This window comes from Streptomyces sp. 11-1-2, assembly GCF_003595545.1.
Taxonomy (GTDB): domain Bacteria; phylum Actinomycetota; class Actinomycetes; order Streptomycetales; family Streptomycetaceae; genus Streptomyces; species Streptomyces hygroscopicus_B.
In genome coordinates this window covers 9,613,392-9,634,453 of the sequence record NZ_CP022545.1, presented here as the reverse complement: position 1 = coordinate 9,634,453, position 21,062 = coordinate 9,613,392, and the positions used below count along the sequence as shown (strand labels likewise).

Genomic DNA, 21,062 nt, shown 5'->3' with positions numbered 1-21,062 from the left:
GATATGTCGGCCCTTCTTCAGCCACCTTCCACGGTAACCACGGAGGTCTCCGACAGGCGAGGGCGGCGCAGCCGGGCCAGCAGCAGGGCCACATCGTCGTCCGGCGCCCCGTGCAGCGCGGCCAGCACCTGGTCGCAGATCCGCTCCAGCGGGCCCTGGTGGCGGCGCAGCAGCTGGACCAGGGTGTGCAGTCCGACGTCGAGGGACTGATGGCGCTTTTCCACCAGGCCGTCGGTGAACAGGGCCAGCAGCGCCCCCTCGGCCAGCTCCCGCTCCACCGAGACGAAGGGGACGCCTCCGACGCCCAGTGGCGCGCCGGTGGGGATGTCGATCAGCTCGGCGTCGCCGCCGGGCTGCACCAGCACCGGCGGCAGATGCCCGGCGGTGGACATCTCGCACCGCCCGGTGCGCGGATCGCAGACCGCGTAGAGGCAGGTGGCGATGGACTCCCCCAGACTGGGCGTGATCTCGTCGAGATGGCCCAGCACCTGGGCCGGGGGCAGATCGAGCCGGGAGAAGGCCCGGGTGGCGGTGCGGAGCTGGCCCATGATCGCGGCGGCGTGGATGCCCTTGCCCATGACGTCGCCGACCACCAGCCCGACCCGGCCGTCCGGGAGGGGCAGCACATCGAACCAGTCGCCGCCGGCGGCGCTGACCGCGGGCAGATACCGGGAGGCGATCTCCAGGCCGTCCAGGTCGCGCGGCTGCTGGGAGAGCAGGCTGCGCTGGAGGGTGAGCGCGGCGTCGCGTTCGCGGGCGTAGAGCCGGGCGTTGTCGATGCACAGGGCGGCGCGGATGGCCAGTTCGCAGGCGAGGGTGAGGTCCTCCTCGTCGAACGGCCTGGGGTTGATGGTGCGGTGCAGGCTGAGGGTGCCGAGCACACTGCCGCGGGCGATCAGCGGGGCGGCGATGTACGAGTGCACGCCCTCGCGCAGCAGCACCCGGGCGGCGTCGTCGTCCCGGGCGATCCGCCGTACGTCCTGCTCGGTCACGTGCGGCACCAGGATCGGCCGGGCCTCGCGGACGCACTGGGTGATCAGCCGGGTGGGTTCGTAGCGGGCGATCTCGCCGACCGGGTCCGCCGCGTGGACGGCGTCGGTGGGGTAGCCGGCGGCGACGGCGAGCGCCCGGAAGCGGGCGGAGCCGTCGGCCCACACCCGGGGCGTGGCCTCGCGGTGCACCACGGAGTCCAGGACGTCGACGGCCGCGAGGTCGGCGAGCCGGGGCACGGTCACATCGGCGAGCTCCTGGGCGGTCTGCCGCAGATCCAGCGTGGTGCCGACGCGGACGCTCGCGTCGGCGATCACGGCCAGCCGCTCGCGCGCCTCGGCGATCTCGCTGGTCTCCCGGTGGCGCCGGGAGATGTCCATGATGGAGACGGCGACGCCCAGGATCCGGCCGCTGGGGTCCTCCAGCCGGTAGTACGACTCCGACCAGGCGTGGTCATGGTCGGGGTCGGCCGGGGTCCGGCCGATGCTCTGCTGGTCCAGCAGCGGTTCACCGGACTCCAGCACATGCCGCATCGCGGCCTCGATGGCCTCCACGTCGAGCCCGGGCAGCACCTCCCCGACGCGGTGGCCGCGCACCTGGGACTCGGTGACGGAGTTCATCTGCTGCAGGGCCGGGTTGGCGCGCAGCCAGCGCAGCTCGGTGTCGAACACCGCGAGCCCCACCGGCGACTGTTTGACCAGGAAGCCGGATACCGCCAGATCGGTCTCCAGCCGCCGTACGGTCCCCTCGTCGGCGGCCAGCCCGAGCGCGTAGCCCTCGCCGTGGGCGTCGCGCAGGCCCATGGTGCGGAACTCCACCTTCAGGGTGGAGCCGTCCAGGCGGCGGACCGGGAAGACCCCGGCCCAGGTGTCGCCCGCCCGGACGCGCGCGAAGAGCTCCACGGCCGCCCGCCGGTCCTTCGGGTGGACCAGCAGCTTGTCCGCGCGGCGCCCCAGCGCCTCGGCCGCGCGGTAACCGAACAGTTGTTCAGCCTCCGGGCTCCACAGGGCGATCCGCCCCTCGACATCCAGCGCCACGGCAGCGACCCGCAGCAGATCGAGCACTCCTCCCGGGGCGGTCGCCATGCTGCCGATACCCGCCTCGTCCTCCTGGTCAACACGGTCATGCGTGGTCATACCGGCACCTCACCGGCTCGCCGTGCCCTCCTACTGTCATACCTCGCTCGGCGGGCCGCCGCACACGGGTATGACGCGGGCACGCTACAGATCCCGGTTCAGATGGTGAAGGGCCGCTGCCGGGCGAATGCGGAGTTCGGCACACCCGCCTGGAAGAGGTGGGGCGTCTGGTCGGGCGGCATCCGCTTGACGATCTCCCGGTGCAGTCCGCGGTAGCTGCCCGCGAAGGCACCGCCCCGCCAGACCTTCAGCAGGGCGGCGGTGAACAGGCCGTTGACGATCCCGTCGGCGGAGGTCTGGTTGTCCTGGCAGCCGGAGATCTGCAGCACGCTGGCGTCGATTTTGGCGAGGTCCTTGGCGGTGCGGGTGTTCTGGATGCGGTCGTAGGCGTCGCGGTCGCGCCGGTAGACGGCGGACTGCACCGACTGGGGCATGACCCGGATCCTGCGGCCGACCTCCGCCGGGTCGGCGGTGCTGAAGCGCCGGTCGAGCTCCTGGGCGCTGAGCGTCTCGGGCAGCCGCCGGGCCACGGTGCCGCTGTGGCAGCTGTCGGAGAGCAGCCAGATCCGCACCCCCTTGGCGAACTTCCCGAACAGCTCGAAGAGCTCGTCGTCGACGAGCTGCCGGTCGTGGAGCACCCAGGTCTCGTCGAGGCGGTCCCCGGTCTCGTCGTGGTTGAGGTCGGGCACCTGACCGCCGTGGCCCGAGTAGGTGAGAAAGAGGATGTCCCCCTCGGCCAGCCGCCCGGCCGCGGCCTCCAGGGTGGCGGTGACCGTCTCCGCGGTGGCCGCCGGGCTCAGCAGCGGGTCGGTCACATCGAACCCCGCGGCGTCGGCGATCCCGGCCATGTCCACGGCGTCCTGCTCGCAGGCGCCCAGCTCACCGCTCCAGCCGTCGTACGCGGCGGGGTCGACCTGATTGAGTCCGATATGGACGGAGAGGCCGGTTGACATGGGGGCTCCTAGGGTCGAGGACGCGCGGCGGCTCACCACCGCTCGTCACTAAGCGATGATGCGGGGCCGCGCACCTCCATGCCCGTTCTCCGGCCCATCCGGAGGAGGAGCCCCGCCGGAGAAGACGCGACGCCCGGACAACGAGCGACTTCGCAGCGGAGGCCCCACTGGGACGCCCTACGGCCCCGCCCCGGCCGTCACTCCCCGCGCGGCCGGGCGCCCAGGGCCCGCAGCGCCATATCGGCGGCGCGCTCGAAGTAGCCGGGCTCCAGGGCCGCCCCACGGGCCGAGACGCGCCAGTAGACCAGCCCGCCGAGCAGATCGAGCGCCAGCTCGCGGTCGAGGTCCCGCGGCAGCTCACCGCGCTCGGTCGCCCGGTCCAGCATGCCGATGGCGCGGGCGCGCCGCGGCTCGCCGATGCAGCGGGCCAGGGCCTGGAACAGCTCCTCGTCCCGCTGCGCCTCGGCGATCAGGTCCGGCAGGATCCGCGAGAACCGCGGATGGGTGAGCCAGTCGGCGACCGTGTGAAGCGCGGCCAGCACATCGCCGCGCAGGGATCCGGTGTCGGGCTCCTCGACCAGGGCGACGCTCAGCTCCGACACGACCGCGATGACCATCCGCTGCCTGGAAGGCCACCGCCGGTACAGGGCGCTCTTGCCCACCCCGGCCCGTTTGGCCACGGCCTCCATCGACAGCCGGCCGTATCCGTGCTCCGCGAGCTCGTCCAGGACGGCCTCGGCGATGGCGGCGGTCTTGTCCGCGCGCAGGGTGGCGGCGCCGCTCGGGGGGCGCCGGTTGGTGTCCGACATGGCGTCAAGGTTAACAGATGGACAGGACGGTACCGTCTCGTTCTATGATGTGCGGACGGGACGGTACCGTTCCGTCCATTGGTTGTGACATTCCCCTGTGAGAAGGAAGTGCGTCATGGACGACCGCATCAAGGTGTTCGAGCGGGCGAAGGAACTGCTGCTCGACCACGACATGATGGGATTCGCGAACCTGTGGGCCGTCGACGGCACCATGGAGTTCCCCTTCGCCCCGGCCAGCCGGCCGCGTCTGCTGGAAGGGCGTGAGGCCGTGCGCGAATACGTGCGGGACTACGCCGACCACATCGATCTGCGCGCCGTCGCGCATCAGGTCATCCACCGCACCGAGGACCCCGAGGTGCTGATCGTGGAGTTCTCGATGGACGCCGTGGCCGTCTCGTCCGGCCGCCCGCTCCGCCCCTCGTACATCGCCGTCATCACCGTCCGGGACGGCGAGATCGCCTCGTACCGCGACTACTGGAACCCGCTGATGCTCAGCGAGGTCAGCTTCGGCGCCGAGGAGGACCGGACCAATGGCTGAACCGACCGTTCTGGTCCTCGGCGCCACCGGGAACACCGGTTCCAAGGTGCTGCGGATGGTGCGCGCGCAGGGCGCGCGGGCGCTGGCCGCCACCCGGCGGCCCGAGTCCGCGGCAGTGGCCGAGGCGGGCGAGGCCGTCCGGTTCGACTGGCACGACCCGGCCGGCCATGCGGCGGCGCTGGACGGCGTGGAGCGGATCTATCTCGTCTCGCCCCTGGGGGTGGCCGAGCCGCGGCCCGTGGTCGAGCCGTTCCTGAACACCGCTGTCGCCCAGGGCGTACGGCGGGTGGTGCTGCTGAGCTCCTCCGCGGTCCCCGAAGCGCCCACGGGCCTCGGCGCGCTGCACACGCTGGTGAAGGAGACCGTTCCGGAGTGGGTGGTGCTGCGGCCCTCGTGGTTCATGCAGAACTTCACCGGTGACCATGCGGTGGCCCACGCCATCCGCGGCGACGGCGAGATCGTCACCGCCACCGGGGACGGCAAGGTGGCCTTCGTCGACGCGACGGATATCGCCGCGGTTGCCACCCGGGCCCTGCTGGACGACCGCCCGCACAATACGGACCACGTCATCACCGGTCCCGAGGCGCTCGGCTACGCGGAGGCGGCGCGCATCGTGACAGAGGTCTCCGGGCGGCCGGCCCGCCATGTCGCGGTGGAGACCGGGGAGTTGCGGGAGAGGCTGAAGGCGATAGGGATCCCGCCGGAGTTCACCGCGGTGCTCGCCGGGCTCGACGAGGACATCCGGCACGGCGCGGAGGACCGGACGACCGACACCGTCCAGCGGGTCACGGGGCGCGCTCCCCGCTCCTTCCGCGCCTTCGCCGAGGCGCACCGCGCCGCCTTCGCCCCGGCGCCCGCCGCCTGAGCGCTCCGCCGGAAGTGCGCTGAGCTGCCGTCGATCGTCCGCGGCACCGTCGTGGCTGATCGCGCCCCCGCGGCGGAGCCGCACATCGGTACGGCCCCGCGCCCCTTCAGGGCGCCTTTCGAACCGCGGCAGACTTCCGCCGATCTGCTCAGGCCCGGCCCGGGAGGATCTTCACGGGCCCGTGACGCCTGGCAGGGCGCTCCCGGCCACCGCTGGGAGGGGCTCTGGCATCGGACGTCGCGCCCCGCGGCGTCCGATGCCGATGCGACAGGGGCCAGGGCCTACCGACAAGGGTCAGCGGAACAGCACATCCGGGAGGCCGGGCCGGTCGATGGCCTCCTCCAGGGCGGCGCGCAGGGCACGGCTGTCGGTGAGCGGGCCGCCGGGCCGGATCAGCCAGACATGGCCCTGCCGGACACAGCCGGGCCTGGGGCAGCGCAGCACCCGGCCGGGCCCCGCCGCGGCCACCGCGCGGCGGCGGGCGTACGCCGTCCCGGCCAGCCAGCCCTTCCACTCGGCCGCCGATCCGGGCGGCACGAGGAAGGACAGCACATGGCTGGCGGTGGCGAGCATCACCGGCCCCGCCGCGTCGCGCCGCCGCAGCGCCTGGATCACCGCGGTGCCGATGTCGTCGCACATCCGCACCAGGTCGAAGACGGGGCCCACCGGCAGATCGGCGAGGCCGGTGCCGCTGGCCCATTGCAGCCGCACCCGCCCGGGGTCATCGCTCGCGGCCAGCAGCCATTCGGCCGCGTCGGTCTCCACGGTGACCCGCATCCGGCGGTCACCGCGCGCCCCCGCGTTCATGAGGTGGCCACCAGCGGCAGGGTGAACCACACCTTCTTCCCCCGGGCTCCGGGGTCGGGCGGCTCGGTGCCCCAGTCGAGTGCCAGGTCCTCGACGATGGCCAGCCCTCGTCCGGACTCCTCGGTCGGCTCCGGTTTGCGGGCGACCGGGATCACGGGCGAGCCGTCGGCCACCTCCACGCGCAGCTCACGGCCGAAGCGTTCCAGCGAGACGGTGATGGTGACGGTGTCGGCGGGGCCGGAGCTGCCGTGCTCCACGGCGTTGGCGAACAGTTCGTTGGTGGCGAGGACGACATGGTCCACGATCGCGCCGAGCCGCCAGTCGCGCAGATGCCCGGCGACCATCCGGCGTACGGCGGCGGCGCGGTCGGGAAGGGCGGGGAACTCCGCCCGGAAGAGCCGGCGGGTGTCCAGCGGGATCACCGTCCTCTCCCCTCCAGCGCGGGGGACAGGGATCGCCGCGGCGGCCGGCCCGGTAACCGGATCGGCTCCCGGCGAGGTAACCGGATCGGTTCGAGGCCCGGTAAGCGGATCGGTTCGCGACCCGGCAACCGGATCGGTTCGCGGGCGGTCCGCGGAGACCGCGATGCCATGGCTCGCGCCCATCGTCTCGCTCTCCTCATCGGCCGACGCCGGCCTGTGCGACAGTCCTGGAAAGGATCGGCTCACGGTGTCGGTCCTCACGCTCCTCATCGGTCTGTGGGCTGTGGTGGCATACGGGCTCATGGGGTGATTGATGCTCCGGTGAGCGGGTAAGCGCATTCTGGCGACCGACTGCCTGGCATCTGAGCTGGTGACAGGCGGTGCGCACACCCCACCGGACCCGCCTGGACCAGCTGCCACGGACGGAGACGGCCCGGTCGCGGTGAGTGCCGGATACCGGCATGGTTCCTCCTTCGAAGGCAGCGCGAGGCGCCGTCGGTCGCCGTTCATGTAGACAAACGGTTGGACCGGCCGGTGGGCGAGAGGGCATGGGGGTTGTCCGGTTGTACGGGCGTAGTGGTTCGGGCTGTACGGTCCGGACGTGGCAAGCGTGAGCGACGGCCGCGAGGGGCGGCTCGGCCCGGGTCAACGGTCCGGTGTGGACGCCAAACGGGTCCTGGTGACCGGGGGCTCCCGGGGGCTGGGTGAACAGATCGTACGGCTACTGGCCGCCGGCGGGGCGCGATTGGCCACGTGTGCGCGGACACCGGAGGATCTGCGGTCCCTCGCGGCGTCCCTGAGCGCCGAGGGCAACGGGGAGTTGTTCACCCGTGCGCTGGACGTCACCGAGCCGGGGTTGCTGGAGGAATTCGTCGAGGCGGCGGGGATACGTTTCAGCGGGCTGGACGGCGTGGTGGCCTGCGCCGGTGGCGCCCGTGGCCGCGGCATCGAGGACGCCGACCCCCAGGACTGGTCGCTGACCTGGGAGATGAACGTGGGTCATACGGCACGGCTGGTGAAGGCCGCGGTGCCGCATCTGCGCCGCGCGGGCGGCGGCTCCGTGGTGGTGATCGCCTCCATCTCCGGCTGGAAGCCGGGGCCCCCGGCGCAGTACGGGGCGGCCAAGGCCGCCCAGATCCATCTCGCGGCCTCGCTCGCCCGTGAGCTGGGCCCGGACGGGATCCGGGTGAACGCCGTCTCCCCGGGGTCCATGCTGATCCCCGGGAAGCGGTGGGACCGGATGCGCACCGAAGAGCCCGAGGCATACGCCCGGTTCACGGCCGAGCTGCCACGCGGTGAACTGGTCACCCCGCGGGAGGTCGCCCAGGTCGTGGCGTTTCTGCTCTCGGACGCCGCGAGCGGGGTCTCCGGTGCGCATCTGCCCGTCGACCGAGCCCAGAACGCCCCCACGCCGGGAGGGTACTGACCCCCCGGCGCTCCCCCGAGCGGAGGCGCTCCGGACACGTCTCCGGCCGCTCACACGGAGCGGCCGGAGACTTCGCCGAGGCACCAGGCGGGGCGAAACCCCGGGGCCCGGAGCCTCAGGCGGCCACGCCGAGCACCGTCCGGGAGCGCTGCTCGAACTCCCGGACCATGGGCTCCCCGCGGTGCGGCCGCAGCCGGGTGCGGAAGTCGCGCAGCGCCTGGATCGAGCGCTCGCTGTGCACCCCGCTGAGCGTGTCCAGCGCCTCGCCCGCGGTGCCGACGGCCTCGTCCAGCCGGTTCTGCTGGAGGTAGGACGTCGCCAGCACGGATCTGCTGATGGCCTGGCGCCGGCGCCGGTCGGCGTTGGCGCGCACGGATTCGGCGGCGGCGTGCTCGGCCTCGGCGGCGTTGCCCAGGTCGCGGAAGCACAGGGCCGCCTCGGCCGCCAGATAGTGGTGGTCGAGGAAGCGCACCCAGGGCGATTCCTGCTCGGGGCCCTGGCTGGCCTCCAGTTGGGCGTCGGCCGCGCGCAGCGACTTGGACGCCTCCCGGGGCTGGTCCAGGGCGGCGTAGCCCCGGGCGGCCATGGCGTGCAACCGCATCAGCCCGAGCGGGCTTCCGGCGTGCTTGGCTGTGGCGACACCGACCCGGGCCAACTCGACCCCCGCCTCGGGCTGGCCCAGGTTGGTCGCCAGATGGGACAGGCCGGCCAGGATCTGACCGCCCAGGACCCGGTCGCCGCCCTCGGCGCACAGCCGCAGCGCCTGGGTCATATAGCGCTGGGCCAAGCCGTATTCGGCGTTGTCATAGCTGCTCCAGCCGGCCATCGCGGCCAGCTTGGCGGCGGCGGTGAAGAGCTGGCGCCGCTCCTGAGGGGGCGCGCCGCGCTGCTGGAGCATGGGGACGACCTCGGTCGACAGATAGAGCACGATGCTGGCGCGGACCTGGCCGCCGCCGAAGCGATTGTCCATCTCGTCGAACATGTTGATCGCCGCATGGACCTGTTCGACGCGGCCGCCTTCGGCCGCGGGTGCGAGCCGGGCGGTGTCCTGGTTTTCGACCAGCCACAGCAGCCATTCGCGCTGCGGGGTCACCAGTGCGCCGGCGACGAAGGGCACCGCACCCAGCAGGCTGCGGCGGGATATGTCGGTGGAGCCGAGTTCGGCGAGCGTGTGCAAGGTTTCTGCTACGTCCTCCCGGTAGGCCAGCGCGCGGGCCACGACCGGGCGCTGTCGGTCGGAGATGAACCCCAGCTCGGCGGGGGCCACGGGCCTGCCGATCCGGTGGGAGAGCACGGCGGCGATCAGCTCCGGCGTGGTGCCACGCGGCTGTCCGCCTTGCAGCCAGCGGGTGACGGACGCCTTGTCGTAATTCGACTCGCGCCCCTGCCTACGGCCCAGTTCATTGACCCGCAGGGCCAATGAGGCGTAGGAGCACCCGGATTCCTTCAGAGCCGCGGCCAACCCGACGTTGACCACGACGCCTTGGCGCCCGCTTACCGGCTGTGCGTGATGCGTCACCGTGACCGTCCCTGTTTCGAGCCACGGCGGTCTGCGGGTTCCCCATCGCGCGGCGCCGACCGGTTGGCCAAGCACCTCAACGACGTTGTGGACATGGGTGGTTGGGAGCCCTCGCCAGAGAGGGTGAGATGGGTCACGTGCTCACTATGCGTGGTGAAGCCGTCACCCCGCAACCTTCGTTCTGATAATTTCAAACCGATCGACTCGCTCTGTCAGTGTCATCCATCGCGTGGCACACTGTGCAGGCATATGACAGCCATTCCTCCGGGAGGCGGGACGTGAGCGAGGCACGGCCGGCCGGCGCCGCCCCCACCGTCTTGCGCAGAGTCCTCGGCAAGCGTCTGCGGCATCTGCGCGAGCGGGCGAAGGTGTCGTTCGAGGAGGCCGCGAAAGCCATCGAGGTCACCCCGTTGACCGTGCGCAGGATGGAAAAGGCGGAAGTCGGTCTCAAGATTCCGTATCTCAAGGAGCTGCTGCGGAACTACGGCGTCCGCGGTCCGGAGATGGAGGACTTCCTCGCTCTGGCACGGGAGGCCAACCAGCCCGGCTGGTGGCATCAGTTCCGCGATGTTCTTCCGGACTGGTTCAGTGCTTACGTCAGCCTGGAGAGTGAAGCCACCGTCATTCGCGCGTACGAGCCCCACTACGTCCCCGGGCTGCTCCAGACTGAGGACTACGCCCGAGCGGTATTGCGCATGGGCTTCCCTCGGGACACCGAGGAGGAGCTGGAGCGCCGGATCGCCCTGCGCGTCCAGCGCCAGGACCTGCTCACCAAGGCGGACGCGCCGACCATCTGGGCCATCCTCGACGAAACGGTGCTGCGCCGCCCCGTGGGCGGCTCGCAGGTGATGCGCGACCAGATCGACCACTTGATCGACACCTTGGATATTCCCAAGGTCAGGCTGCAGATCATGCGGTTCGCGGCGGGGCCGCACCCCGGGGCCTTCGGCCCCTTCCACTACTTCCGCTTCGGATTCTCCGAACTGCCGGACGTCGTCTACACCGAGAGCCTCACCGGGGCGGTCTATGTGGACAAGCCGGCCGAAGTCGTCGCCTATCTCGAGGTCCTGGACCGGATGGCGGTCCAGGCCGAGCGGATCGGCGACTCCAGCACCATCCTGGCCGAACTGCGTAAGGAGCACTGAGATGCACGACCCCGTCTACAGCGGAATGCCGGCCACGGACCTGGGCACGGAGGGCTGGGAGAAGCCCTGGAGCGGGTCCAACGGCGGCACCTGCATCGAGGCCAAGCGGCTGCCGGACGGGCGGGTCGCGCTGCGCCAGTCCACCGACCCGGCCGGACCCGCGCTGATCTACACCCGCTCGGAGGTGGCATCCTTCCTGGAGGCGGCGAAGTCCGGCGAAGCGGACTTCCTCATCGCGTAGAAGGGCCACGCACGGGCGACCCCTCGAAAACCACTACGCCCGCACAACCGCACAACCCCGCACCGCACTCCCGCCCCCGCCGTCCCGCCACGCACACTGAAGACGCCGTGGCGGGCGGCGGCGTCGTCCCCCTCGCAGAGCTGAGAGCTATGGGACCGACAGGATGCCGGAAATGAACCTCGACCATGCGGTGGCACAGCACCGCACACTGATCGTCGAGGGCTGCGACGGGGTCGGCAGGGACGCGCTGCTGGCCGGGCTCGCCCGCCGGCACGGCTACACCGTCACCCGCGCCTCCCCCGACCTCCCGCATGTCGACCCGGTCCGGCCGTACCGCGAACTCCTCCTGCACGACGGGGCGCTCGCGGTCGACGCCGGGCTGGTCGGCGAGCTCGTCTACGGGCCGCTGCGCCGTGGCCACTCCCGGGTGACCTGGATTCAGGCGTTCGACTTCGCCGACGCGGTGGCCGAGCGCCACGGCGCCTTCGTCCATGTGACGGCCCCGGTACCGGTGCTGGAGGACCGGCTGGCCGCGCGCGGCGCCTCGGCGGCGGCCCTCGCGGAGATCGGCGCCGCGGTGACCGGCTATGACCATGCCTTCTCCACTCTCGCCGAGCACGCCCCGGTGCTCACCATCGAGGAGCAGCCGGCCTCCGGCGGCGGCCCGGATCCGGATCCGGGCCGCGGCGAGGCGGCGCCCGAGCCGGTGTCCTCGTTCGCCCGGCCCCTCCCGCGCATCCGCTCCCCCGTGCCGCTCCACGCCCAGCGTCGCTGAACTCCCCGGCACCGGGCTTACGTTGGTGCCCCGCGAACCGCACACGCACGGCAGGAGATGGCTCTATGACCGACCGCTCGTCCACCCCGGACCAGCAGGCCCTGAACAAGATCGACACCACGGTGCCGCATTCGGCCCGGATCTGGAACTACTGGATGGGCGGCAAGGACAACTACGAGATCGACCGGATCGCCGGTGACGAGTACCGGGAGGTCGCCCCGAACATCGAGACCATGGCCCGGGCCTCGCGCGCGTACCTCATCCGCACCGTCACCCATGTGGCGGGCGAGTGCGGGATCCGGCAGTTCCTGGACATCGGCACCGGGCTGCCCACCTACGACAACACCCACCAGGTCGCCCAGCGGGTGGCGCCCGAGGCCCGCATCGTCTACGTGGACAACGACCCCCTGGTGCTCCGGCACGCCCAGGCGCTGCTCACCAGCACCCGGGAGGGAGTGACCGACTACATCGACGCCGATCTGCACGAGCCCGAGCGGATCCTGGAGGCCGCGGCGAAGACGCTCGACTTCGACCGGCCCATCGCCCTGATGCTGATGGGCATCCTCGGCCACATCCAGAACTACGACGAGGCGGTGTCGGTCGTGCGGCGGCTGCAGGACGCCTTACCGTCCGGCAGCTACTTCGTGCACTACGACAGCACCGACACCGACCAGGCGCTCAAGGAGGCACAGCAGGGCTACGACGACACCGGCGCCGTTCCGTACGTGCTGCGCAGCGTGGCGCAGATCAGCCGCTTCTACGAGGGTCTGGAGCTGATCGAGCCCGGTATCGTGTCGTGTCCGCTGTGGCGGCCGGGTCCCTCCGAGACGGACATCGAGACCACCGATGTCCACGGGGGCGTGGCCCGCAAGCGGTGACGGCCGTGACGACCAAACGAATGGTTCGGCCACCGGGGAGGTAACCCCCGCCCCTGTCGCGTCGTCAGACACGGCGCCGGGAAGCTAGGCGGAGGGACGCGTGGGTGTTCGAGGTCGGAGCCTGGAGAGTGCCCTCCGTCAAGCGGCTGCTGCGGGCGTCGATCGCCGGTGCGCCCGCCGTCGTACGGCAACGCCGCGGCCCCCAGGACGAGTCACCCGGGCGGCCACGGCATCTGGCCATCATCATGGACGGCAACGGCCGCTGGGCCGCCCTGCGCGGCCTCTCCCGCACCCGGGGCCATCAGGCGGGGGTGCTGGCGCTGCCGCGGGTGGTGGACACGGCCCTGGAAGAGGGCATCGAACATCTGTCGCTGTTCTTCTTCTCCACCGAGAACTGGAACCGTCCGCGCGGTGAGGTGGCCGCCCTGATGCGGCTCACCGCCCAGCTCGCGGACGTCTTCCGGGGCTACGGCGAGCGGGGGGTGCGGCTGCGCTGGCTGGGCTCGGAGGCCCGGCTCCCCCGGGCCACGCTGGCCGCGCTGCGCCGCGCCGAGGCCGATACGTGCGACAACCGCACGATGACGCTGGCCTTCTGCTTCAACCACGGCGGCCGGGAGGAGATCGCCCACGTCGCCACCTGCCTGGCCCGCGCCTCGGCGGACGGCGCGCTGGACCCCGGGCTCATCGACGAGGCCCTGTTCACCCGCCATCTGCCGCATGCCGATCTGCCGGACATCGACATGCTGGTGCGCACCTCCGGGGAGCAGCGCATCTCCAACTTCATGCTCTGGCGGGCGGCCTACGCGGAGCTCTTCTTCGTGGACACCCTGTGGCCCGACTTCACCGGTGAAGAGCTCCGCGCGCTGCTGGCCGCCTTCGCGACCCGTAAACGCCGCTTCGGCGCGGGCGTCGGCCCCGTCTGACGCGCCCGCCGCTCCTCAGCAGGTCAGAGGAGGTCCGCTACGGTTCGGGCAGCGCCCCCAAGGGGCGCGGGGCTGTGTCGATGTGCGGCTCCGCCGCGGCTGTGTCGATGTGCGGCTCCGCCGCGTGGGACCAGCCACGGCGGCGCCGCAGTCGGCCGACGACGCATCGCGACACGTCCAGCGGAGCGCTTAGCGGATCTGGACGCCGGAGAGGGTGCGGGCGATGACCAGGCGCTGGATCTCGCTGGTGCCCTCGAAGATCGTATAAATCGCGGCGTCGCGGTGCATCCGCTCGACCGGGTAGTCGCGGGTGAAGCCGTTGCCGCCGAGGATCTGCACCGCCTGGGCGGTGACCTGCTTGGCGGTCTCGCTGGCGAACAGCTTGGACATGGAGCCCTCGGCCGAGTCGAAGGGCTTGCCGGTCACGGCCATCCACGAGGCGCGCCACACCATCAGCCGCGCGGCGTCGATCCGCGTGCGCATGTCGGCGAGCTGGAAGGCGACGCCCTGATTGTCGATGATGGGGCGGCCGAACTGCTGCCGGGTCTTGGCGTAGTCGAGCGCGACCTCGTACGCGGCGCGGGCGGTGCCGACCGCCATGGCGCCGACGGCCGGGCGGGACGCCTCGAAGGTGGCCATGGCGGCGTTCTTCAGCCGCTCCCCGCCCGCCTTGGCCTTCTCCCGGGCGCGCGCGAGGCGTTCGTCCAGCTTCTCCTTGCCCCCGAGCAGGCAGCTGCCGGGCACCCGCACCTGGTCGAGGACCACCTCGGCGGTGTGCGAGGCGCGGATGCCGTGCTTCTTGAACTTCTGGCCCTGGGACAGACCGGGGGTGCCCGGCGGGATGATGAACGACGCGTGGCCCTTGGAGCCGACTTCGGGGTCGACGACGGCGACCACCACATGGACATTGGCGATACCGCCGTTGGTGGCCCACGTCTTGGTGCCGTTGAGGACCCATTCGTCCTTGGCCTCGTCGTAGACGGCGCGGGTGCGCATCGAGCCGACGTCGGAGCCCGCGTCGGGCTCGGAGGAGCAGAAGGCGGCCACCTTCACGTCGTCCGCGTCGCCGTACATCTGCGGGATCCAGGTGCCGATCTGCTCCTCGGTGCCGTTGGCGAGGACGCCGACGGCGGCGAGGCCGGTGCCGACGATGGACAGCGCGATGCCCGCGTCGCCCCAGAACAGCTCCTCCATGGTCATGGGGATGCCGAGGCCGGTGGGGTCGAAGTACTGCTGGGCGTAGAAGTCCAGGGAGTACAGGCCGATCTTGGCGGCCTCCTGGATAATCGGCCAGGGGGTCTCCTCACGCTCGTCCCATTCGGCGGCTGCCGGGCGCATGACGTCCGCGGCGAAGCCGTGGATCCAGTCGCGCACCGCCTTCTGATCGTCGTCGAGCTCGAACGAGAACTCCGCCATGACCCCTCCACGTGCTTATTACCTGCGGTAACCGCAGTCTGTTACCGCCCAGTAGACGATGTCAACTCCCCCGGGCACGCGGGCCCCGCGGCCCCCGCGGGTGTTACGTTGCGCAGAGCGCGGAGCGCGATCGCGCCGGGAAACGCGAGGCGCGAAGGGCGCGAGTACGACATCGGGGGCGGGGAGGCAACGCATGCGGACCGGGACCAGCCAGCGGGACGACCAGCGGACGACGGCCCAGCAACGGCGCAAGGAGCTGCTGGAGGCCGCGGACCGGGTGGTGCTGCGCGACGGACCAGAAGCCTCGATGAACGCCATCGCCGCCGAAGCGGGCATCACCAAGCCCATTCTCTACCGCCACTTCGGCGACAAGGGCGGCCTGTACCGCGCGCTCGCCAAGCGCCACACCGACGCCCTGCTCGCCTCGCTGCGCGCGGCTCTGGACGCACCCGCCGAGGACCGCCGGCACCGCGTGGAGGCCACGCTGGACACCTATCTGGCGGCGATCGAGGCGCGGCCCCAGGTGTACCGCTTCCTGATGCACCCGGCCGACCACGGCCAGCAGGAGCCCGAGCAGGGCTTCGACGTCGGCCACCACTCCGCCCCGCTGCTGCGCAGGCTCGGCGAGGAGCTCGCCACCGTGATCGCCGAGCGGCTGGATCTGGGACCCGGCGGCGACGAGGTGGCCCGGGTCTGGGGCCACGGGATCGTCGGCATGATGCACGCGGCCGGTGACTGGTGGCTGCGCGACCGCCCGTGCGCACGCGGCCAGTTGGTGCACCATCTCACCGATCTGCTGTGGGGACGGCTGTCGCTGGCGGACGACCGGGTCGGCGCACCGGGCTTCTGAGCCCCCCGGCCTCCGCTCGCCCCCGCCGCGCTCCCGCCGGGGCGGCCCTACGCCCCGGCGCCGGCCGACGCCGCCCAGGACGCCCGGCGGACCGCCCGCAGCACCCTGCGCCGCCGCAGCCCGGAGAGCCGGTCGAGGAACAGCCCGCCGTCCAGGTGGTCGCACTCGTGCTGCAGACAGCGCGCGAAGAAGCCCGTGCCCTCGATCCGCACCGGCTCCCCGGTCATCGTCACGCCCTCGATCACCGCACGGTCGTAGCGCGAGGTGCCCGCCTCGATGCCCGGCAGCGACAGACAGCCCTCCGCCCCACGCACCGTCACCCCGTCGGCCGCGGCCAGCCGGGGGTTGACGACATGCCCCAGATGGCGGTGGTCCTCGTCGTCCGGGCAGTCGAAGACGAAGACCCGCAGCCCCACACCGATCTGATTGGCGGCGAGGCCCACCCCGTGCGCCGCGTACATCGTGGCGTACATGTCCTCGATCAGCAGGGCGAGCTCGGCGTCGAACGCCGTGACCTCCGCGCACGGCGCGCGCAGCCCCGGATCGCCGAGGAACCGCATGGGCCGCACCGCTCCGCGGCTGCCCGGTATCACGCCATGTCGCATGGCAGCCAAGCCTACGGGGCCGGGGAAGTGCCCTGCGCGGGTGACGGAATTCGGGACAGCCGCCGGATCTCGATAGGCTGCTACCCGACCGTGGCCTCCCGGCTGGCGATGCGGCGCGGAGGGGGCGTACCACCGGCGCCTCGGGGGGCAGGTGCGGCGCCGGTATGCGAGGAGGATCGAGAGACGATGGCAGGCAACTCAGAGCCGCTGTCGCCACGTGCCAAGCTGGCCGTGACGGCGGGCAGGGCCGCGGCGGCGGTGTCGAAGGCCGCGGGCCGCGGCAGCGGATCGGTGATCGGCGGCAAGGTGGCCCTGCGCCTCGACCCCGATCTCCTCGGCAGGCTGGCACAGCACCTGGACGTGATCCTGGTGTCGGCGACCAACGGCAAGACCACGACCACCCGGCTCATCGCCGAGGCGCTGCGGGCGGCCGGTCCGGTCGTCTCCAACGCGCTGGGCGCCAATATGCCGGCCGGTATCACCTCGGCCCTGGCCGGCGGCTCCGACGCCCGCTACGGCGTCATCGAGGTCGACGAGAAGTACCTCGCCGGTGTGGCGCGCGACACCGAGCCCAAGGCCATCGCGCTGCTCAACCTCTCCCGTGACCAGCTCGACCGCGCCGCCGAGACCCGGATGCTCGCCGAGAAGTGGCGCGAGGGCCTGACCGGCACCAAGGCGATCGTGATCGCCAACGCCGACGACCCCCTGATCGTCTGGGCCGCCTCCTCCAGCCCCAATGTGGTGTGGGTCGCCGCCGGGCAGGAGTGGAAGGACGACGCCTGGTCCTGTCCGTCCTGCGGCGGTGTGCTGCAGCGCCCGGGCGACGACTGGGTCTGCGCGGAGTGCGGCTTCCGCCGTCCGATCCCCAGCTGGGCACTGAACGGCGACTACGTCCTGGACCCGCACGGCGCGGCCTGGCCGATCCACCTCCAGCTCCCCGGCCGTGCCAACAAGGCCAACGCGGCCACCTCGGCCGCCGTCGCCGCCGCCTTCGGGGTGCCCCCGCAGGTCGCGCTGGAGCGGATGTACCAGGTCCAGGCCGTGGCCGGCCGGTATGACGTGGTCACCTTCCAGGAACGCCAGATGCGGCTGCTGCTGGCGAAGAACCCGGCCGGCTGGCTGGAGACCTTCTCGCTGATCGACCCGCCGCCCACCCCGGTGATCCTCTCGGTGAACGCCCGCGGCGCCGACGGCACCGACACCTCCTGGCTGTGGGACGTGGACTACACCCGGCTCGCCGGGCACCCGATCTGCGTGATCGGCGACCGTAAGCTGGACCTCGCGGTGCGCCTGGAGGTCGCCGGGCTGGACTTCCGGGTCTGCGCGGACGTGGACGAGGCGGTGCGGATCTCCCCGCCCGGCCGCATCGAGACCATCGCCAACTACACCGCGTTCCAGGACCTGCGCCGCCGGGTCGGCAACTGACCCCCCGTACGAGAGGCACGAAGATGCGTAGCATGAGCCAGAACGGCCTGCGTCTGGTGTGGGTCTACCCCGACCTGCTGAGCACGTACGGCGACCAGGGCAACGTCCTGGTGGTGGAGCGCCGGGCGCGGCAGCGCCGGCTGGAGGTCTCCCGGCTGGACGTCCGCTCCGACCAGCAGATCCCCACCTCCGGGGACGTCTATCTGATCGGCGGCGGCGAGGACCGCCCGCAGCGGCTCGCCGCCGAGCGGCTGATCCGGGACGGCGGGCTGAGCCGCGCGGTCGCCAACGGGGCGATCGTCTTCTCGGTGTGCGCCGGGTACCAGATCCTCGGCCATGAGTTCATCAACGACCTCGGGCAGCGCCAGCAGGGTCTGGGGCTGCTGGACGTGGTCAGCACCCGTGGCGAGGGCGCCCGGTGCGTCGGGGACGTGCTGGCCGACATCGACGAGCGGCTCGGGCTGCCCCCGCTGACCGGCTTCGAGAACCACCAGGGCGTCACCCACCTCGGCCCGACGGCCCGCCCCTTCGCCCGGGTCCGGTTCGGCAACGGCAACGGCACGGGCGACGGCTTCGAGGGCGCCTACAACGACACCGTTTTCGGGACGTACATGCATGGCCCGGTGATGGCCCGCAACCCGCATATCGCGGACCATCTGCTGAAGCTGGCCCTCGATGTGAACGCGCTGCCGCCGGTCAACGACCAGTGGTACGACGCGCTGCGCAACGAGCGGATCGCGGCGGCGTCCCAGCCCGCCTGAGCCGCGACCCGCTCGCCCGAGCGCCACTCGGACGCCGCTCGGGCGCCACTTTGCCGCCACTCGGGCGAAGGGTGCCCGCATGGCGGACATCCGACGCACGACCCCGCCCCCGCCGCCCGGCCGCTTGTAGGGTGGCGGGGTCCAGCCGGACGACGCGGTCCGGCCGTCGGCCCCCCATCTCAGACAGAGGTATGCGTGCCATGCGCATTGGTGTGCTCACGTCCGGCGGCGACTGCCCCGGCCTGAACGCGGTCATCAGGTCAATCGTCCACCGTGCCACCGTCGACCACGGCGATGAGGTGATCGGCTTCCACGACGGCTGGAAGGGCCTGCTGGAGGCCGACTACCGCAAGCTCGACCTGGACGCGGTGGGCGGCATCCTGGCCCTCGGCGGCACCATCCTCGGCTCCACCCGCGTGCGCCCCGAGCATCTGCGGGACGGCGTGGAGCGGGCCAAGGGGCATGTCGCGGAGCTCGGCCTGGACGCGGTCATCCCCATCGGCGGGGAGGGCACGCTGAAGGCCGCCCGGCTGCTCTCGGACGCCGGGCTGCCGATCGTCGGCGTGCCGAAGACCATCGACAACGACATCGCCTCCACCGATGTGACCTTCGGCTTCGACACCGCGGTCGGCGTCGCCACCGAGGCCCTGGACCGGCTCAAGACCACCGCGGAGTCCCATCAGCGGGTGCTGATCGTCGAGGTCATGGGACGGCACACCGGCTGGATCGCGCTGCACTCGGGCATGGCCGCGGGCGCCCACGCCATCGTCGTCCCGGAGCGCCCGTTCGACATCGAGGAGCTCACCAAGACCGTCGGGGCGCGGTTCGAGGCGGGCAAGAAGTTCGCGATCGTGGTGGTGGCGGAGGGCGCCAAGCCGCGCGAGGGCACGATGGACTACGAGGCCGGCGGCAAGGACGTCTACGGCCACGAGCGCTTCGCGGGCATCGCCCGCCACCTCTCCGTCGAGCTGGAGCGGCGGCTCGGCAAGGAGGCGCGGGCGGTCATCCTGGGCCATGTGCAGCGCGGTGGCACCCCGACGGCGTACGACAGGGTGCTGGCCACCCGCTTCGGCTGGCACGCCGTCGAGGCGGCCCACCGCGGCGCCTTCGGCACGATCACGGCGCTGCGCGGCACGGACATCGACCTGGTGCCGCTCGCGGCGGCCGTGGAGCGGCTGAAGACGGTCCCCGCCGAGCGGTACGCCGAGGCCGAGTGCGTACTGTAGGGACGACACAAACCGGTTAATGCCGACTCCGACCGCGGCCATCAATTGCGCAACCCTTACGGCGAGCAACCAGGTCCGCGAGAGCGGCGCCGGTTTAGGCGCACAAAGGGGCTACTCGATGGATCACGGCGGGCACGGCATGACCATGGATCTGCCGCCGTTCACCCTCGCTCGCGGGTTGGAGTTCGGCGGCGATCCGTTCTTCCTGGTCGGCTGTGTGCTGGCGCTCGGGCTGTACGGCTGGGGCGTCGCGCGGCTGTGGCGGCGCGGTGACGCCTGGCCGGTGGGGCGCCTGGTCTCCTTCGTGCTCGGGGTGCTGACCATCGCGGTCGCGATGTGCACCAAGCTGAACGACTACGGCATGGTCATGTTCAGCGTCCATATGGTGCAGCACATGATCATCAGCATGGTGTCGCCGATCCTGCTGCTGCTGGGCGCGCCGGTCACGCTGACCCTGCGGGCCCTCCCGGCGGCCGGGCGCGGCCGCAAGGGCCCCCGGGAGCTGCTGGTCGCGCTGTTGCACAGCCGCTATATGCAGATCATCAGCCACCCGGCGTTCACGATCCCGCTGTTCATCGCGAGCCTGTACGCGCTGTACTTCACCTCGCTCTTCGACTTCCTGATGGGGAGCAAGGCCGGGCATATCGCGATGATGGTCCACTTCCTCGCGGTGGGCCTGGTCTTCTTCTGGCCGATCATGGGCGTGGACCCGGGGCCGCACCGGCCCGGCTATGTGATGCGGATGCTGGAGCTGTTCGCGGGCATGCCGTTCCACGCGTTCTTCGGCATCGCGCTGATGATGGCGTCCGAGCCCATGGTCGGCGTGTACGAGCATCCGCCCGCCTCGCTGGGCATCGACGCGCTGTCGGACCAGACCTGGGCGGGCGGGATCGCCTGGGCCTTCAGCGAGATCCCGTCGGTGATCGTCCTGGTGGCGCTGGTCTACCAGTGGTACAAGTCCGAGCAGCGCCAGGCGCGGCGTATTGACCGCACCGCGGACCGGGACGGCGACCAGGAGCTCGCGGCGTACAACGCCTATCTGGCCTCGCTCCAGTCCCGGAGCCGCTGAGGGCGGCCCCTGCGGCCTGCTAGCGGCAAGGCCCCGGACCGCGAGACCATGGACCCGGGCCCTGAGCGGCCCGGGTCCTGGCGAAGGGGCGTCAGGACCGCCGTGAGGAGGTCGGGGATGCCCGGATCCGCGAAGACGATGACGGTGGCCACGGTGGGGGGCCTGGTGCTGGTGACGGCCTACACCGTGACCCTGGGGAGCAACGGCTGGCTGTGGTTCAGCTGGGTGGTGCTCGGCCTGCTGACCGTGGGGGTCGTGGTGGCCCGGAGCTGAGCGGCGGGGC

Annotated in this window: 22 protein-coding genes; 14 read left to right on the top strand and 8 right to left on the bottom strand. The window is 71.8% G+C overall.

From position 1 onward, the window contains the following. Positions 1-17: 17 nt before the first annotated feature. The 3 genes from CGL27_RS41520 to CGL27_RS41510 form a co-directional block, all read right to left on the bottom strand. Positions 18-2,126: a SpoIIE family protein phosphatase gene (locus tag CGL27_RS41520; protein WP_119992633.1), complete on the bottom strand. Its 2,109-nt coding sequence runs from the start codon at positions 2,124-2,126 to the stop codon at positions 18-20. Positions 2,127-2,224: 98 nt separating this feature from the next. Next, positions 2,225-3,079 (bottom strand): caspase family protein, encoded by an 855-nt coding sequence (locus CGL27_RS41515; protein ID WP_119992632.1) that lies wholly within the window; start codon positions 3,077-3,079, stop codon positions 2,225-2,227. 197 nt (positions 3,080-3,276) lie between these two features. Next, positions 3,277-3,888 (bottom strand): TetR/AcrR family transcriptional regulator, encoded by a 612-nt coding sequence (locus CGL27_RS41510; RefSeq protein WP_119992631.1) that lies wholly within the window; start codon positions 3,886-3,888, stop codon positions 3,277-3,279. A 115-nt stretch (positions 3,889-4,003) separates the two neighbouring features. Between CGL27_RS41510 and CGL27_RS41505 the strand changes: the two genes are divergently transcribed. Together CGL27_RS41505 and CGL27_RS41500 are read left to right on the top strand one after the other, a co-directional pair. Then, positions 4,004-4,426 carry a nuclear transport factor 2 family protein gene (locus CGL27_RS41505; RefSeq protein WP_119992630.1) on the top strand — a complete coding sequence of 141 codons (423 nt, stop codon included), beginning with the start codon at positions 4,004-4,006 and terminating at the stop codon, positions 4,424-4,426. Next, positions 4,419-5,291 (top strand): NAD(P)H-binding protein, encoded by an 873-nt coding sequence (locus tag CGL27_RS41500; protein ID WP_119992629.1) that lies wholly within the window; start codon positions 4,419-4,421, stop codon positions 5,289-5,291. The genes CGL27_RS41505 and CGL27_RS41500 overlap by 8 nt, the downstream gene beginning before the upstream one ends. 294 nt (positions 5,292-5,585) lie before the next feature. Here the strand turns inward: CGL27_RS41500 and CGL27_RS41495 are convergent, their stop codons facing one another. Together CGL27_RS41495 and CGL27_RS41490 are read right to left on the bottom strand one after the other, a co-directional pair. Next, complete coding sequence (locus CGL27_RS41495; protein ID WP_119992628.1) at positions 5,586-6,098, bottom strand: hypothetical protein; 513 nt, start codon at positions 6,096-6,098, stop codon at positions 5,586-5,588. After that, positions 6,095-6,520 carry an ATP-binding protein gene (locus CGL27_RS41490; protein ID WP_240450821.1) on the bottom strand — a complete coding sequence of 142 codons (426 nt, stop codon included), beginning with the start codon at positions 6,518-6,520 and terminating at the stop codon, positions 6,095-6,097. The genes CGL27_RS41495 and CGL27_RS41490 overlap by 4 nt, the downstream gene beginning before the upstream one ends. A 601-nt stretch (positions 6,521-7,121) precedes the next feature. Here CGL27_RS41490 and CGL27_RS41485 point away from each other — a divergent pair. Beyond that, the gene (locus CGL27_RS41485; protein WP_346345768.1) at positions 7,122-7,946 is read left to right on the top strand and encodes an SDR family oxidoreductase; all 825 of its coding nucleotides are present in this window, start codon (positions 7,122-7,124) and stop codon (positions 7,944-7,946) included. Between the two features lie 115 nt (positions 7,947-8,061). Here CGL27_RS41485 and CGL27_RS41480 read toward each other — a convergent pair whose 3' ends face one another. After that, the gene (locus tag CGL27_RS41480) at positions 8,062-9,465 is read right to left on the bottom strand and encodes a hypothetical protein (protein ID WP_119992625.1); all 1,404 of its coding nucleotides are present in this window, start codon (positions 9,463-9,465) and stop codon (positions 8,062-8,064) included. Between the two features lie 278 nt (positions 9,466-9,743). Between CGL27_RS41480 and CGL27_RS41475 the strand changes: the two genes are divergently transcribed. From CGL27_RS41475 to uppS, 5 genes are all read left to right on the top strand, one after another. After that, complete coding sequence (locus tag CGL27_RS41475) at positions 9,744-10,610, top strand: helix-turn-helix transcriptional regulator (RefSeq protein WP_119992624.1); 867 nt, start codon at positions 9,744-9,746, stop codon at positions 10,608-10,610. A gap of 1 nt (position 10,611) precedes the next feature. Next, the gene (locus CGL27_RS41470) at positions 10,612-10,851 is read left to right on the top strand and encodes a DUF397 domain-containing protein (protein WP_014056733.1); all 240 of its coding nucleotides are present in this window, start codon (positions 10,612-10,614) and stop codon (positions 10,849-10,851) included. A gap of 172 nt (positions 10,852-11,023) precedes the next feature. Beyond that, complete coding sequence (locus CGL27_RS41465; protein ID WP_119992623.1) at positions 11,024-11,626, top strand: hypothetical protein; 603 nt, start codon at positions 11,024-11,026, stop codon at positions 11,624-11,626. Between the two features lie 65 nt (positions 11,627-11,691). Then, positions 11,692-12,504 carry an SAM-dependent methyltransferase gene (locus CGL27_RS41460; RefSeq protein WP_119992622.1) on the top strand — a complete coding sequence of 271 codons (813 nt, stop codon included), beginning with the start codon at positions 11,692-11,694 and terminating at the stop codon, positions 12,502-12,504. A 104-nt stretch (positions 12,505-12,608) separates the two neighbouring features. Beyond that, positions 12,609-13,427, top strand: coding sequence for a polyprenyl diphosphate synthase (uppS, locus tag CGL27_RS41455; protein WP_078639260.1), 819 nt, complete (start codon positions 12,609-12,611; stop codon positions 13,425-13,427). 189 nt (positions 13,428-13,616) lie between these two features. Here the strand turns inward: uppS and CGL27_RS41450 are convergent, their stop codons facing one another. Continuing rightward, positions 13,617-14,843: an acyl-CoA dehydrogenase family protein gene (locus CGL27_RS41450; protein WP_119992621.1), complete on the bottom strand. Its 1,227-nt coding sequence runs from the start codon at positions 14,841-14,843 to the stop codon at positions 13,617-13,619. A gap of 193 nt (positions 14,844-15,036) precedes the next feature. Here CGL27_RS41450 and CGL27_RS41445 point away from each other — a divergent pair, with 193 nt between their 5' ends. After that, positions 15,037-15,693, top strand: coding sequence for a TetR family transcriptional regulator (locus CGL27_RS41445; protein WP_078639262.1), 657 nt, complete (start codon positions 15,037-15,039; stop codon positions 15,691-15,693). Positions 15,694-15,740: 47 nt separating this feature from the next. Here the strand turns inward: CGL27_RS41445 and def are convergent, their stop codons facing one another. Continuing rightward, positions 15,741-16,298: a peptide deformylase gene (gene def / locus CGL27_RS41440; RefSeq protein WP_078639263.1), complete on the bottom strand. Its 558-nt coding sequence runs from the start codon at positions 16,296-16,298 to the stop codon at positions 15,741-15,743. Positions 16,299-16,484: 186 nt separating this feature from the next. On the opposite strand from def, the gene CGL27_RS41435 reads away from it, so the two are divergent. From CGL27_RS41435 to CGL27_RS50475, 5 genes are all read left to right on the top strand, one after another. Then, positions 16,485-17,723: a MurT ligase domain-containing protein gene (locus CGL27_RS41435; RefSeq protein WP_078639264.1), complete on the top strand. Its 1,239-nt coding sequence runs from the start codon at positions 16,485-16,487 to the stop codon at positions 17,721-17,723. A 32-nt stretch (positions 17,724-17,755) separates the two neighbouring features. Continuing rightward, positions 17,756-18,484 carry a glutamine amidotransferase gene (locus tag CGL27_RS41430; RefSeq protein WP_119992620.1) on the top strand — a complete coding sequence of 243 codons (729 nt, stop codon included), beginning with the start codon at positions 17,756-17,758 and terminating at the stop codon, positions 18,482-18,484. 200 nt (positions 18,485-18,684) lie between these two features. Continuing rightward, a complete protein-coding gene (locus CGL27_RS41425; protein ID WP_078639266.1) occupies positions 18,685-19,710 on the top strand; it encodes a 6-phosphofructokinase in 1,026 nt (341 codons plus the stop codon). 118 nt (positions 19,711-19,828) lie between these two features. Then, on the top strand, positions 19,829-20,779 hold the full coding sequence (locus CGL27_RS41420; protein WP_119992619.1) for a cytochrome c oxidase assembly protein: 951 nt from the start codon (positions 19,829-19,831) through the stop codon (positions 20,777-20,779). 117 nt (positions 20,780-20,896) lie between these two features. After that, positions 20,897-21,052: a hypothetical protein gene (locus tag CGL27_RS50475; RefSeq protein ID WP_162953186.1), complete on the top strand. Its 156-nt coding sequence runs from the start codon at positions 20,897-20,899 to the stop codon at positions 21,050-21,052. The last annotated feature ends 10 nt before the right edge of the window (positions 21,053-21,062 follow it).